The 15,001-nt window shown below is 51.9% G+C and carries 14 protein-coding genes; 5 read left to right on the top strand and 9 right to left on the bottom strand.

The genetic code is table 11. The annotated features are described in order from the left end of the window. The first annotated feature begins 86 nt into the window (after positions 1-86). From LGV68_RS04950 to LGV68_RS04960, 3 genes are all read left to right on the top strand, one after another. The gene (locus tag LGV68_RS04950) at positions 87-272 is read left to right on the top strand and encodes a hypothetical protein (protein WP_020327630.1); all 186 of its coding nucleotides are present in this window, start codon (positions 87-89) and stop codon (positions 270-272) included. 380 nt (positions 273-652) lie between these two features. After that, positions 653-1,048, top strand: a complete 396-nt coding sequence (locus LGV68_RS04955) for a hypothetical protein (RefSeq protein WP_020327631.1) — start codon at positions 653-655, stop codon at positions 1,046-1,048. Positions 1,049-1,311: 263 nt separating this feature from the next. After that, positions 1,312-2,415, top strand: coding sequence for a phosphoribosylaminoimidazolesuccinocarboxamide synthase (locus tag LGV68_RS04960; protein ID WP_252536351.1), 1,104 nt, complete (start codon positions 1,312-1,314; stop codon positions 2,413-2,415). Between the two features lie 159 nt (positions 2,416-2,574). Here the strand turns inward: LGV68_RS04960 and gabT are convergent, their stop codons facing one another. The 8 genes from gabT to LGV68_RS05000 are packed head-to-tail and all read right to left on the bottom strand — an operon-like array spanning position 2,575 to position 11,428. Then, the gene (gabT, locus tag LGV68_RS04965; RefSeq protein ID WP_252536352.1) at positions 2,575-3,846 is read right to left on the bottom strand and encodes a 4-aminobutyrate--2-oxoglutarate transaminase; all 1,272 of its coding nucleotides are present in this window, start codon (positions 3,844-3,846) and stop codon (positions 2,575-2,577) included. Positions 3,847-3,857: 11 nt separating this feature from the next. After that, positions 3,858-5,291, bottom strand: a complete 1,434-nt coding sequence (locus tag LGV68_RS04970) for an NAD-dependent succinate-semialdehyde dehydrogenase (protein ID WP_172570850.1) — start codon at positions 5,289-5,291, stop codon at positions 3,858-3,860. 21 nt (positions 5,292-5,312) lie between these two features. After that, positions 5,313-6,401 carry an agmatine deiminase gene (gene aguA, locus LGV68_RS04975; RefSeq protein ID WP_252536353.1) on the bottom strand — a complete coding sequence of 363 codons (1,089 nt, stop codon included), beginning with the start codon at positions 6,399-6,401 and terminating at the stop codon, positions 5,313-5,315. 14 nt (positions 6,402-6,415) lie between these two features. Beyond that, positions 6,416-7,285, bottom strand: a complete 870-nt coding sequence (aguB, locus tag LGV68_RS04980) for an N-carbamoylputrescine amidase (protein ID WP_020327636.1) — start codon at positions 7,283-7,285, stop codon at positions 6,416-6,418. 28 nt (positions 7,286-7,313) lie between these two features. After that, positions 7,314-8,591, bottom strand: coding sequence for an FAD-binding oxidoreductase (locus LGV68_RS04985; RefSeq protein WP_165881627.1), 1,278 nt, complete (start codon positions 8,589-8,591; stop codon positions 7,314-7,316). Positions 8,592-8,603: 12 nt separating this feature from the next. Continuing rightward, entirely contained in the window at positions 8,604-10,091 is a 1,488-nt protein-coding gene (locus LGV68_RS04990) for an aldehyde dehydrogenase (protein WP_055466590.1), read from the bottom strand. A gap of 25 nt (positions 10,092-10,116) precedes the next feature. Continuing rightward, a complete protein-coding gene (puuR, locus tag LGV68_RS04995) occupies positions 10,117-10,671 on the bottom strand; it encodes an HTH-type transcriptional regulator PuuR (RefSeq protein WP_020327640.1) in 555 nt (184 codons plus the stop codon). After that, the gene (locus LGV68_RS05000) at positions 10,628-11,428 is read right to left on the bottom strand and encodes a gamma-glutamyl-gamma-aminobutyrate hydrolase family protein (protein ID WP_020327641.1); all 801 of its coding nucleotides are present in this window, start codon (positions 11,426-11,428) and stop codon (positions 10,628-10,630) included. Before LGV68_RS05000 ends, puuR begins: the two co-directional genes overlap by 44 nt. A gap of 195 nt (positions 11,429-11,623) precedes the next feature. On the opposite strand from LGV68_RS05000, the gene LGV68_RS05005 reads away from it, so the two are divergent. Then, on the top strand, positions 11,624-12,970 hold the full coding sequence (locus tag LGV68_RS05005; protein WP_020327642.1) for a glutamine synthetase family protein: 1,347 nt from the start codon (positions 11,624-11,626) through the stop codon (positions 12,968-12,970). A gap of 20 nt (positions 12,971-12,990) precedes the next feature. After that, positions 12,991-14,463 (top strand): Na+/H+ antiporter NhaC family protein, encoded by a 1,473-nt coding sequence (locus LGV68_RS05010; protein ID WP_252536354.1) that lies wholly within the window; start codon positions 12,991-12,993, stop codon positions 14,461-14,463. A gap of 43 nt (positions 14,464-14,506) precedes the next feature. On the opposite strand, the gene LGV68_RS05015 is transcribed toward LGV68_RS05010, so the two are convergent. Next, on the bottom strand, positions 14,507-14,884 hold the full coding sequence (locus tag LGV68_RS05015; protein ID WP_225869437.1) for a transporter: 378 nt from the start codon (positions 14,882-14,884) through the stop codon (positions 14,507-14,509). Positions 14,885-15,001: the final 117 nt, after the last annotated feature.

A 15,001-nucleotide genomic window follows, 5' to 3' on the forward strand; every position in this document is an offset into this window, starting at 1 on the left:
ACAACATAACAAATGCTTAACTTCCCCTCGGCGGATATGCGATAATCCGCCGCGAATTGAGCACCTGATCCAGGTGGGGAGAAAACATGTTCACAATCGAAGGCATTTGCGATTGGTGTAAACAACCAAGACTGCTGACCAAACACGAATATATCGACGGAAAATCACATCACTCTTGTGCAAACTGCAATGAGTTTGCTCGTATGGATGTACGACAATTTAATATTGCCGAACAAGCGTTCCGAGAGCGACAGGCCCAGCAGCCGCATTAAGACCTTAATCCGATGAAAAAGCGCCAGGACGGCGCTTTTTTGATCTCCGTTATTCTGCACTTTTCCCTTTCCGCGGCATTCCGACATCCCTCTGCTTGGTAAGCTGATAGCAACGCCATTCCTGCGCAATACCGTCGTTTTACTGGCTATACAGGTATGCATCCAGTAGTAAACTACCGCTTTGATCACAAAACACCACACTAACAGAACAAAAAACAATCAGATCTAATTTTAAAAATAATGATAAATATCAGATAGATAACCTAAGTTCCCACTTAATCGAGCCGCAATTCGTGCAATCCATAAGCAAATTACTACTTGATCAGTACCGCATTTAATAATACTGTATACACATACAGCATGTATGAAAGGACAGTATTATGCTTCACGCAGATTTCAATACCACACGTTTTGTAAACCACACTTACAACACCACTCGTTACACCACACAAGGTGCTAACACCGGCATGATGTCTCGCCTGGCTAATTTATCGCAGCAGCAACAGTGGATTCTTTACACTGCTCAGTGCCCGCGTCCTCAATACGATGAGCTTGCCGCTCATCACGTACAGTGCGGAAAAATTATTCATATGAAGCCTTCTCAGTCTCAATCTGAAATCGAAATCGTGATGAAAGCGATTCAGTCCGGCAATGCCAGCGCGATTGTGGCCTCCGGTGAAATCGACATCGTCAGCCAGAAGCTACTGACTCAATTGGCTACGGAACATCACTGCGAAGTGTTCTTTCTGAGCAGCATGCAAACCGCTTTCCATTAATCTTTATTTTCACTGTCTTTTCCCCTCAGTTCTGGCTGAGGGGCTTTTCTATTTCTCTTCGTCATTCACACGTCTAGGAACCTTTGTCGCTGTACACACCTCTGGCCAGACAGTGTGCTGAGTTATTTAAGCAAACGTTTGCTTTTTCTCTGGCGACAGAAAATAGTTCTGGTATGATGCGCTCAGTATTTGATATCTCATCCCGTTTTTACGCTACGGATATCTTCTCTCAACGACGTTTGAAATAAGATAGGAATGTCTAAATGAGCCTTGCTGACCAAGTTCTTGCCGTCAATGACGACCTCCCAATCCGCACCAACCAACCTGTTCACAGCGGAAAAGTCCGCTCGGTATACTGGCTGACTGAAGAAGACAGCCGTCGCCTGATCAAAGAAAAAGGCTACAACGTGGCCGAAGATGCGCCGTTGGCCATCATGGTGATCAGTGACCGAATTTCTGCTTTTGACTGTATCTGGCACGCCGAAGGCGGCGTCAAAGGGGTTCCGGGTAAAGGTGCGGCACTGAACGCGATTTCAAACCACTGGTTTAAACTATTTCAAGAAAATGGTCTGGCCGACAGCCATATTCTGGACATCCCTCACCCGTTTGTGTGGATCGTACAAAAAGCCAAACCAATCAAGATTGAAGCGATTTGCCGCAAGTACATTACCGGTTCTATGTGGCGTGCGTACTCAAAAGGCGAACGTGAATTCTGTGGTATTGAGCTGCCAGAAGGTCTGGAGAAAGATAAAGCGCTGCCAGAACTGCTGATGACGCCATCGACCAAAGGTATTCTGAAAGGCATTCCAAGCGTGCCGGAAGCGGACGACGTCAACATCACACGTCAGAACATTGAAGATAACTTTGCGGCATTCAATTTCAGCAAAGCGTCGGACATCGCGCTGTACGAAAAACTGCTGAAAGAAGGCTTTGGCGTAATCAGCGATGCACTGAAAGCGATTGGTCAGATTTTTGTCGACACCAAGTTTGAATTTGGCTACGTGACCGATGCCAATGGCGTTGAAAAGCTGATCTATATGGATGAAGTGGGTACGCCAGACTCTTCTCGCATTTGGGATGAGCAGGAATACCAAGCGGGTAAGATTGTCGAAAACTCAAAAGAAGGGTTCCGTCAGTTCCTGCTGAACTACTTCCCGGATCCAGACATTCTGCTCAACAAAGAGCGCATGTCTGAGCGTGAAGCACTCGCACGTGACAACGCGCTGCCTCTGGAATCACTGATGGATATCTCGCGCACTTACCTTGGTATTGCCGAGAAAATCGTCGGCCATAAGATTGAGCTGAGCACGAATCCAAAACAGGAAATCATCGACGTACTGGCAAAAGAGTACGGTTTGATCGATTAAGTGTTTGATCACGGATGAAATAGAAAAACGGTCCCGCTGATTCAGCCGGACCGTTTTTGTTTGTGTCGATGTGAAGCAAGCGCGATTGAAAACCACCCATCGCACTCGCTTTTATCGACAGGCCATACCTTCGATCTGCCTCAATGAGATCAGCATCAGTTAGATTAGCGTGCTCAGTGCTTGCTTCACTTTGTCTAAGCCTTCACGCAGTACGTCTGCCTCAATCGTCAGCGGCGGCAGGAAGCGAATCACGTTGCCTTTCACGCCACACGAAAGCAGGACAACGCCCTGATCGCGCGCCGCTGCCACCAACGATTTCGTCAGTTCGGCCATCGGTTTGCCATCGTTCGGGTCAATAAACTCCATCGCGATCATTGCGCCCAAATTGCGCACATCCCCGATTTGTGGCCAACGTTGCTGCCACGATTTCAGTTCGGTTGTCATCACTTCACCGATATCCAGCGCTTTTTCACACAAACGCTCTTCTTCGATGATCTTGAGCACTTCCAGACCCGCCACACAGCCCAGCGGAGAACCCGCATACGTGCCGCCCAAACCACCCGGCGCTGCCGAATCCATCACTTGTGCTTTCCCCACCACGGCTGAAATCGGGAATCCGCCCGCAATGCCTTTGGCCATGGTCATCAGATCCGGTTCAATACCCAGATATTCGGTGGCAAACAGTTTGCCGGTACGAGCAAAACCCGTCTGAATTTCGTCGGCGATCAGCATGATGCCGTGGCGATTACACAGCTCGCGCAATGCATGAGCAAACGCTGGGGGAGCGGCGTAGAAGCCGCCCTCTCCCTGCACAGGTTCAAAGATGATCGCGGCCACACGTGAGGGCTCGATATCACACGCGAACAGATCATCCAGCGCCTGTAAACTTTGCTCAATAGAAATGCCGTGTACGTCATTCGGGTACGGCACGTGGAAGATTTCGCCCGGGAACGGACCAAAGCTGCTCTTGTAGGGCGCCACTTTGCCCGTCAGTCCCATGGTCATGTTGGTGCGGCCGTGGAAGCCGCCTTTAAACGCAATCACGCCCGGTCGACCAGTGTGAGCACGCGCGATTTTCACGGCGTTTTCTACCGCTTCAGCGCCGGTGGTCAGAAAGATCGCTTTCTTCTCCGAAGGACCCGGCGCGCGGCGCGTCAGCGCTTCAGCCAGCTCGATGAATGACGCATACGGCGTCACCATCGAACAGGTGTGGGAGAAACGCTGCAATTGCGCGGTCACGGCGACCACAATGCGCGGGTGCGAATGACCCGTGTTGTTGACCGCAATCCCCGCAGCGAAATCGATGTAACGATTGCCTTCGATGTCCCACAGCTGCGCGTTGTTCGCTTTTTCCACGTAAATCGGACTCAGGTTCGCCATACCATTGGCGATCACCTGCTGCTTTCTTTCCTGCCATTGAGAGTTATTCATCGCTATGTTCCTTATCCTTTGAGTCCGCCAAAGCAGAGGTATTTGATGTCCAGATATTCGTCGATGCCTTGTTTGGCACCTTCCCGGCCGATGCCGGATTGTTTGACGCCGCCAAATGGGGCGACTTCAGTTGAAATCATGCCGTCGTTGATGCCGACCATGCCGTATTCAAGTGCTTCCGCGACCTGCCAAATGCGAGCAATGTTCTGGCTGTAGAAGTACGCCGCCAAGCCGTAAATGGTGTCGTTGGCCATCTCAATCAGTTCAGCGTCGCTGTGGAAACGAATCACTGGCGCAACCGGGCCGAAGATCTCTTCCTGCACGATGTCCATATCGTGGCGAACATCAGTCAGAATGCACGGCTGAATAAACAGACCATCCAGCGACGCTTTGCCCGTCAATTGAGTCGCGCCCTGCTCAACCGCAGTTTCGATCAGCGCCAGAATGTTCTCTTTGGCCTTTTGCTCAATGACTGGACCGACCGTCACGCCGTCATCCAAGCCATTGCCCACGACGAGTTTTTCCACTTCTTGTTTGAAACGATTGACGAACGTGTCGTAGACGGAGTCATGCACGTAGAAACGGTTCGCGCATACGCAGGTCTGCCCGGCATTACGAAACTTTGATGCCATCGCGCCTTTGACCGCCAGTTCAATGTCCGCATCGTCAAACACGATGAATGGCGCGTTGCCGCCAAGTTCCATCGACATGCGTTTCACACTGCCCGCGCACTGCGCCATCAGCAGACGCCCAACCTGAGTTGAACCAGTAAATGACAACTTGCGAATCAGCGGACTGGCGGTAAACAGCTCACCAATCATGGACGACGATTCATTGACCACCAGCTGCAACACATCGCGCGGTATACCCGCCTGATACGCCAGCTCTGCAACCGCATAGGCCGACAGCGGCGTCTGGTTGGCCGGTTTGCAGATGAACGCGCAGCCGGCCGCCAGTGCTGGCGCCGCTTTGCGTGTGATCATCGCAATCGGAAAGTTCCAAGGCGTGATTGCACAAGCCACACCGATCGGCTGTTTGATGGTGACGATGCGCTTGTCACTGGCTGGCGCAGGGATGGACTCGCCATACGTACGCTTGCCCTCTTCGGCAAACCACTGAATGAAACTGGCGCCGTACGCCACTTCACCCTTGGCTTCCGCCAGAGGTTTACCCTGCTCCAGCGTCATCAGGCGACCGAGATCATCCTGATTGGCCATGATCAAGTCATACCAACGCTCAAGAATGGCACCGCGCTCTTTCGCGGTGCGCGTTTGCCACGATTTTTGTGCCAAATGTGCACGTTCAATCGCATCCAGAATTTCGCCTTCACTTTGAGTCGGAAGGTAGCCTAAAACGTCGCCGGTCGCCGGATTTGAGACGGCCAACTCCATGCCGCAGGGTTCACCAAGGAACGCCAGCAGCGCTTTATTTTTTATCTGTTCCATTTTGTTTACCTGAGTGACGTATTAACGAGCGGCGGGAATCTGCTGGGTAATACAGTGTATGTTGCCGCCACCAAGCAGGATTTCTCGCGTGGCGACGCCAATGATCTCGTAATCGGGCAGCGCCGTTTGCAGTACCGCGATCGCTTTGCTATCCATCGTGTCATCCAGCAGCGGCAGAAAAATGCTCTGGTTACACATCAGAAAATTCGCGTATGAGCCGCCGAGTCGTTCCCCCGCCGCGCGCTTCATTCCTTGTGAAGCCGCAATGCCCGCAGCTTCATGTTCATCAAGATAGAGCGGCCCGGGAATCGGCAACTTGTGCACCACAATGCGCCGGCCCTGTGCGTCGGTTTCACGCTTGAGCACATCGTACGCTTGGCGCGAAATCGCATACTGCGGATCCGATGCATCGTCGCACCAACTGAGCACTACTTCACCCGGCGCAATCACGTGCATAAGGTTGTCGACGTGGCCGTCAGTTTCGTCGTTAAACAGACCGCGAGGCAGCCAAATCACTTTGCGAATGCCAAGATATTGCGCCAGTTGCAATTCAATCTCTTCACGGCTGAGGTGCGGGTTGCGCCCCGGAGACAGCAAACACTCTTCCGTGGTATACAACGTGCCTTCGCCATCGGTGTGAATCGCGCCGCCTTCCAGCACAAACGGCGCTTGGTAGTGATCGACGTTCAGCTGATTGCAGATCTGCCCCGCCACTTGGTCGTCCTCGCTCCAGTGCGCATACAAACCATTGTATTCACCGCCCCAGGCGTTGAACTGCCAGCTGATGCCACGACGTTCGCCGTCGGAGTTCACCACCATCGTCGGGCCGATATCGCGCATCCAGGCATCGTTGTATGCCATTTCCACCACCGAAATCGGCTCAGGTAGCAACGCACGCGTCACCTCAAGATAATCCGCGATGACCGCGACGGTGACTTTGGCTTTGCGGCTGATCGCCTTCGCGACATCCGCAAAAGCGCGCTGCGCATGCTCGCCGTTGTCGCGCCAGTTGTCCGGGCGAAACGGCCACGCCATCCAAACTTGCTCCTGCGGCGCAAATTCGGCCGGGAAGTAAAATCCGTTCTCTTTAGGTGTGCCGGTAAGTTCCATATCCGACCTCCGCGTTATTTTCCGGTCAGCGACTGAATCGCGCCGTAAAGGTCCGGACGACGGTCGCGGAACAAGCCCCAGCTATGACGCGCCTGAGCAGTTTGCTCAAGGTCGATGGTGGCGTAGAGGATGGTCTCTTCATGGCGCTCCGCTTCCGCCAGTTTCTTACCCGTGTGGTCGGTGATAAATGACGAGCCGTAGAAGGTGGTTTCGATGCCATCATCGGTTTCAACGCCGGTGCGGTTAGACGCAATCACCGGTACCAAATTCGCCGCTGAGTGGCCTTGCATGGTGCGCTGCCAGTGGTCGCGTGAATCCAGCGTGGGATCCTGTGGCTCAGAGCCGATGGCAGTGGGGTAGAAAATGGCTTCCGCGCCCGCGAGCGCCAGGCTGCGCGCCAACTCGGGGAACCATTGATCCCAGCAGATGCCGACACCAAAGCGACCAAAACGTGTATCCCACACTTTGAAGCCGGTATCGCCGGGGCTGAAGTAGAATTTTTCGCTGTAGCCCGGCCCATCAGGAATGTGCGATTTGCGGTAGTTGTCCAGCACCGTGCCGTCCGCATCCACCATCACCAGTGAGTTGAAAAAGCTGTTGCCCGCTTTTTCAAAGTAAGACACCGGAATCACCACGTTAAACTCTTTCGCCAGCAGGCTCATCTCTTTGATCAGGCGGCACTGGTCAGTTTCCTCGGCCAGCGAGAAATATTTCGCTTCCTGCTTTTTGCAGAAATACGGCGCGGCAATCAGCTCCTGCAGTACTACCACATTCGCGCCATGTGACGCGGCTTCAGCCACCGCCAGACGGATTTTGTTCAGGTTCTCTTCCATATTCCAGGAGATCGCCAACTGAACGGAAGCAAACGTTACGTTTCTAGACATTGGATTTTTCCTTTTACCCGCAGGCTGGTTAGATAGCTAATTTATCGCGAAGGTTGTAGTAAGCAGCGCCGAGCGCAGTGAACGGCACCTGGAAGTGGCGTCCGCCCGGGAAGGCGTAATGTTTGAGCGATGCAAAGGCATCGAAACGTTCCGCGTGACCAGTCAATGCTTCTGCCAGCAATTTGCCCGCCAGATGCGTACACGTCACGCCATGGCCGCTGTAGCCTTGCAGGTAATAGATGTTATCGGCAAACGCGCCAAACTGCGGCATACGCGAATAAGTCAGCAGGAAGTTACCCGTCCAGGCAAAGTCGATTTTCTTGCCTTTGAGCTGTGGGAACACGGTCTCCATTTTCGGGCGAATCAGTTTTTCGATATCGCTTGGATCGCGCGCGCCATACACCACACCGCCACCAAACAACATGCGGTTGTCAGCCGTGAGGCGGAAATAGTCCAACAGATAGTTGCAATCTTCGACGCAGTAACGCTGTGGCAGCAGCTCGTTCGCTAACTCGTCGCTCAGCACTTCGGTAGTCACAATCTGAGTGCCGCACGGAATCGCCTTGTTGCTGATATTGGGAGCTAAACCGCCAAGATACGCGTTGCCAGCCAACACCAGATATTTGGCTTTGACCGACCCGTTCGCCGTGTGTGCGATAGGGTTCGTCCCTTTTTCGATGCGCGTGACTGCCGACTGTTCAAAGATCTGGCCGCCGAGAGATAAAATCACTTCGGCTTCGCCCAGCGCCAGTTTCAGCGGATGAATGTGACCGCCACGCATGTCAAGCAAGCCGCCTTCGTAGGCATCGGTGCCGACCATAGTTTGCAGCTCTTGTTTGTCCAGCAGCGTCAGATCGTGGTTACCGTAGCGTTCCCAGTGATGTTTGTGCGCGGCGAGCCCGGCTTGCTGCTTCTTGTTGACCGAGGTAAACAGTCCGCCCTGACGGTAATCACAATCGATGTTGTGGTCTTTGATCAGGCCGCGAATGATATCGCCGCCTTCAAAAATCATGTTACACAGTGATTGCGCTACATCCGGTGAGTAACGTTTTTCGATCACTTCCACGTCACGACTGTAGCTATTCACAATTTGGCCGCCGTTGCGGCCAGTTGCACCAAAGCCCACTTTGGCACTTTCCAGCACTACGACTTTGAAACCTTTCTGCGCGAGATGCAGTGCTGAAGAAAGGCCACTGAATCCAGCGCCAACAATACAGATATCGCACTCCATGTCGCCTTCAAGCACAGGGAAATCACGATGGTAATTCGCCGTTGCGGCGTAATATGAACTGGTATGATTAATCACAGCTAACTCCTTTTAGTACGAGCCCAGACGTAGCCAGGTCGTCTTCACTTCCGTAAATTTTTCCAATGCGTGCAGCGATTTGTCGCGCCCGTTGCCACTCTGTTTGAACCCACCGAAAGGCACTGTCATGTCACCTTCGTTGTAGTTGTTGATCCACACCGAGCCCGCTTCCAGTTTGCGCGCCACACGGTGAGCGCGGTCGAGATCGGAGGTCCACAATGCTGCGCCTAATCCGTATGGGGAGTCATTGGCAATCTGAATCGCTTCTTCTTCGGTCGAGAATGGGATCACACACAATACCGGGCCAAAAATCTCTTCCTGCGCCACGGTCATGTCGTTGGTGACGTTATCGAGAATGACCGGTGACACAAACGCACCTTTGCATTGCACGCTGCCGCCGCATAATTGGGTTGCGCCCTCTTCCACGCCCTGACGAATGTAGCTAAGCACTTTGTTCTTGTGCTCTTGGTCAATCAGCGCGCCCATGCTGCTGCTTGGGTCGAGTGGATCTTTCGGAGTGAAGGCTTCGCTCGCGGCAATCACCTTACGCACAAACTCTTCTTTGATGCTCTCGTGCACCAGCAAACGAGTCGCCGCAACGCAGACTTCGCCTTGGTTGTAGAAGCAGCCGGCCGCCGTTTCTTGCGCTGCTTTATCTAAGTTTTTGTAGTCAGCGAACACGATGTTGGCGTTCTTGCCGCCCGCTTCCGCCCATACGCGCTTCATGTTGGACTCGCCAGAGCAGATCATCAGTTGGCGAGCGACACGAGTGGAACCGGTGAACGCAATACAATCGACGTCATGATGACGCGCCAGCGCATCGCCCACTTCGTGGCCAAAACCAGGCAGAACTTGAAAAACACCATTGGGCAGCCCGGCTTGTTGCGCCAGTTGACCAAGGAAAATTGCAGTCAGCGGGGATTTTTCGGACGGTTTGAGGATCACGCTGTTGCCTGCCGCCAATGCCGGACCAATTTTCCAGCACGCGAGCCACAACGGGAAGTTCCAAGGAACGATGGCGGCCACTACGCCGACCGCCTGATGAGTAATGTAGGCGTGAACATTATGTTCGGTGGTCGCGACCTCGCCGTAAATCTTGTCGATGGCCTCCGCATACCAACGGAGGCAGGACGCCGCGCCGGGAATGTCAGTCTGATAACTGTGACTGATGGGTTTTCCTGTATCTAAGGTCTCCAGCAGAGCCAGAGTCTCTTTCTCCTGTTCAATCAGATCCGCCAGTTTGAGCAGAACCTGTTTTCTCGCTGCCGGTGACTGACCGGCCCATTCTCCGCTTCGGAAAGCGCCCTTTGCATACTCAACTGCGGCTATTGCATCCTGATCACTGCATCGCGCCACATAGGCGATGACTTCTTCAGTGGCGGGGTTGATGACTTCAAACGTCTCGCCGCTGAGTGAATCCTGATATTGACCATTGATGAAGGCTCGTCCTTCAATATTGTGTTGCTGCCGCAAATCCATCCATTGCTGTTGAGTTCTCATCACGCTTCCTTAACAAAGAAAACGTCTAGAAGCTTGGCGGCGTATGAGCACTAATTATCCGGCAAACTCTATCCGTTTTATTGGTAAATTTATGAGGCACGTTGGTATCGAAGAGGTAACACTCACCCTCGCGAATGACATAAGTTTTATCGCCCAGGGTCAGCTCGATTTCACCTTCGAGTACCGTTCCGCTTTCCTCGCCTTCGTGTTTAATACTGATCACACCGGTATCGGTATGAGGTTGAAAACACTCAATCAAGAAGCCCATCCGGCGTTTATCGCGACCATCACACACCAATCGCATCGATACACGTTCGTTACCGATTTCAATCAGCTGATCCGGAGCAATCACCACCGGGCGCTCTTCAATTGTCTGGTCCTGAGTGAAGAACTCGGACAGAGACAGATTGAATACTTTCACAATCTTGTGCAGCGAACTGACAGAAGGACTCACTTTGTTATTCTCAATCGACGAGATAGCGCTGTGAGTTATATTGGCTTTCTCCGCCAGTTCACGTTGAGATAATTTGTGTTCCTTACGCAGTTGCGCAATTTTTTGACCAATTGAATCTGTTTCCATTTAAAAGACTCCGACGTTCCGAAGCCGCTATGATAAACCGATCGAATAGAATTCTGGAAAAGATCCTTTTACGAGATTGCCATTCTGGGTGCCATTGCACACCAATGAAGTACGGATGATCCTTGAGACTAAAGGCTTCAACCAATCCATCCGGCGCTTCAGCCTCTTTCGTCAGTCGCGGTGCAAGTTGGTTGACACCCTGGCCATGCAGAGAATTGACCTCAATGTCTTCCTGAGAACCGAGCCAGTGAGCAAAGCTGCCGTTGGACGATATTTTTACCGTATGCACGTAGGCATACTTCTCGTTGAAGTCCGGACTCTGGCTTTCACGGTGATCCATAAAGCCGTCGGTCTCGTGCACTTTCGGGTGCAGTGTTCCACCCAAAGCCACATTCATTTCCTGAAAACCGCGGCAGATACCCAGCAGCGGAATGTTCTGTTCGATGCAGTGATCAATCAGAGTAAAAGAGAGCGCATCGCGGGACTCGTCCGTTTTCGGTTCATCGTGCGTAGCTGCATAACGATGTGGAGCGACATTTGAGTGACTCCCGGTGAGCAACACGCCATCAAGCATGGTTAGCAATTGCTTGAGCTCTTGTGCATCGGCACCGGCTGGCAGCAACAGTGGCGAGGCTCCGGCATCGCGAACCGCATTCAGATACAGCTCATTCACACTTTGTACGTCATAGCCTTCTACCTGCTTACGACAACAAATCACGCCAATCACGGGCTTGGTCATTCCGTTCTCTTTACTCATCGCGACGTCCTACTCGCTTGTTCAATATATTTACCAACCTAAAACTCAAAAACCAAAAACACAACCCAAAATTAACAAAAAAGACACAAAATATGATCTTCGTTAAAAATTTCTACCAATTCGGCATTAATTATTGCCAAAAACATAAAGCTTGTTAAATATAAGTTACATGTCAGCCATACGGAGTGTCTGAAAATGGACGGATTCATACAAGAAGTTAAAAATTTTAAACAAGAATGGCCCGAGATACGCTTCATCGATCTCATTTTTCCTGATATCAATGCGCGACCTCGCGGCAAACGCATCCCCATTGAAGCGCTCGATAAAGTGTACAAAGGGGTCTATCTGCCGCTGTCGACGCTGTCATTGAGTGTACACGGCAAGGTGGTAGAAGAAGCGGGACTGGGCGAAGCCATCGGCGAACCAGATCATATTTGTTATCCGATTCTGGGCACCTTAACCCCGACCTTTAACCCTGAAGTCGGCCAGATCATGCTCAACATGATGGACCGCAAAGGAGAAAAGGAGACACTGATGTCACCGCGCGTGGTTCTGGCGCAGATGATGGAACGCTTACACGCCAACAATCTTTTTCCGGTCACCGCGATTGAGCTTGAATTTTATCTGATCGACAAAAACCGCAACGACAAAGGCGAAATCCAGCCCCCCGTCAACCCAATTCATCAGGGACGCGAATTCAAATCGGATGTGTACAACATCGAAAACCTGGATGACTACGCCGACTTCCTCAGCGATCTCAACTTCGCCGCGCAAGCCCAGGGCCTCAATACGTCCGGCGCATTGTCTGAGTCCGCACCGGGCCAGTTCGAAATCAACTTCAACCATCAAGCCGATGTCATCAATGCCTGCGATCAGGTCATTTATGCTAAACGTCTGATCCGCCAGGTGGCGCTCAAACACGGGTTTGATGTGACCTTTATGGCGAAGCCATTCGCTGACGAAGCGGGTAACGGCATGCATATTCACCTGAGTGTATTAGACGAACACGGTCATAACCGCTTCTCAGACAGCCAAGGTGATTGCAGCCCGTTTTTTTACAAAACTTTAACAGCAATGCTTGCCATGATGCCGGAATCTATGGCACTACTCTGCCCCAACGTGAACTCCTATCGACGCTTCTGTCCGATGATGTACACCCCAACCCGTGCAGACTGGGCTGAAAACCACCGCGGTGTTGCCCTTCGTATCCCGATGAGTGACAGCAAAAACCGCCGCATCGAGCACCGAATTGCCGGCGCAGATGTGAACCCATATTTGCTGGCGGTCGTGGTACTGAGCGGCCTGCTCGCCAGCCAACAATTCGGGCCGGAGCAATGCCCTCCCGCTCTGGATGAACACGCAGCCTCATTGCCAACGCGCATGGCGGATGCACTCAGAACACTGAGCTCCAGTGAGCTGATTGGCATGTACTTGCCACAGGAATTTGTTTCGCTTTATACCGCATGTAAAGACAAAGAGCTGAGGGAGTTTGAACAAGCAGTAACGCCACTTGAAGTGGAATGGATGCTTCATTCAGCCTAATTGAGAAAGGATCTCTATTTATGACGACTAAAAACCCAGCAATAAAGATGCAATCCGCATTCGACTTTAAAAGTCTGATTGCGGTCCTTGGTATCGCGGTGCTCATTGGCATTTTCGCCACCATCGGGACCAGCCACCAGCCAGATACGGAATACGGTTGGTACAGCATACTACCAACAGTCTTCGTTCTTGCCTTCGCCCTGCTGACCCACCGTACGGTGGAAGCGCTGTTCAGCGGCGCGATTGTCGGTTTGATCATGCTTAACCCGACCGAAGTGGTTGGCGGCGTGGTCGACATGTCAATGTCGGTCATGATGGATGAAACCATCGCCTGGCTGATTCTGGTGTGTGGCCTGATGGGCGGTCTGATCACGATTCTTGAGAAAGGCGGCAGCATCCTCAGTTTCAGTGAAGCGCTGGTGACGAAAGTAAAAAGTAAGCGTCAGTCGATGCTGCTGACTTTCGTGCTGGGTATTTTGGTCTTCATCGACGATTATCTCAACGCTATCGCGATTTCATCGTCAATGAAGCGCATCACCGACAGCTACCAGATCTCACGCGAAAAGTTGGCGTATTTGGTCGATTCAACGGCTGCGCCAGTGTGTATCCTGATCCCCATTTCAACCTGGGCGATTTTCTTCGGTTCACTGCTGGAAGCCAACAATGTGGCAGACGCAGGGAAAGGCATTCAGGCTTACATCGAAGCGATTCCTTACATGGCCTACGGTTGGGTGACGCTGCTGGTAGTGTTCCTAGTTGCGATGGACAAAATTCCAGACCTCGGCCAGATGAAGATTGCCGAGCAGCGCGCGCAAGCCGGTCAGGTTCAGCCTGATGGTGGCGTGGATATTTCGATGGGCGAAGAAGTCACGGCGCATCCAAACTCAACCATGGGCGTGCTGAACTTCGCGCTGCCGATGGTGGTGTTGGTCGGCGCAAGCTGGTACTTCGATATCGACCTGCTGGCCGGTGTGTTTGTGGCGATTATTTTCACCATTTTCCAGTACGGCGTACAGCGCCTGATGCCAGTCAATTCTATGTTCGAAGCGATTTACGACGGTATCAAAATCATGATGCTGCCATTGGCGACCGTAATTGGCGGTTTCATGCTCAAGAACGTGAACGACCAACTTGGCCTGACTTCCTACGTAATTGAAGCGGTTACGCCTTGGCTGTCACCCGCTCTGTTCCCAGCGATCATCTTCCTGGTAATGACCGGTCTGGTCTTTGCGACGGCGTCATCCTGGGGTCTGTTTGCAGTTGCGATGCCGATTGTATTCCCGCTGGGCGAGCAAATGGGCGTGCCAGTGTCGCTGACTATCGGTGCTCTGCTCTCTGCATCAGCGGCAGGCAGCCACTCGTGTTTCTTCAGTGACTCCACGGTACTATCAGCGCAAGGCAGTGGCTGTACTTCAATGCAACACGCCATCACGCAGTTCCCTTATGCTCTGATTGGTATCGTTGCTACAACGCTGTTCTTTCTGTTTATTTAGAATTTGACCGATAAAAAAACGGGGCAATCAGCCCCGTTTTTCTTTAAAAGGTAATAATAAATTCTTCCGGTGCACACACTTTTATTTGCGCTTCACCTCGGGTCTGAATCGCAGCGATCTGGTCTGCATCCAATGAATAGGGCATTACCAGTTTGAGCTCTTCAATCCCTTCCAGCTTGGCGAGCTTCACCAGCGTCACCAGATTGGATTCATCGCTTCTGCGGCTGGACAGTCGCTGCAGCGCCATGTCCCACAGCCTCTCTTCATGACTTTTGCCATCTTTCACTGTGTCATGCCACACCGTTCCGAAAACAGGGGCAAATGAAACGAGCGCATCTGAAAAAGTCCATTTTTTTGTACAAGAGGTACCTAAGAAGCTGGTGTAATCAAACACGACAGAGATTCGATCGGTTTTTTCCATGTTGTCCCCCGACATCAGTGGTCTCGTTTGAGATCAATATTATTCAGGATTTCTTATATAGCAATACGATATATAAAAACATTCTTTTATGCCCCACCTTCAAACCAATGGGCTATA

Origin of the sequence: Vibrio sp. LQ2, assembly GCF_023920125.1 — a bacterium.
In the GTDB taxonomy this organism is placed as follows: domain Bacteria; phylum Pseudomonadota; class Gammaproteobacteria; order Enterobacterales; family Vibrionaceae; genus Vibrio; species Vibrio fluvialis.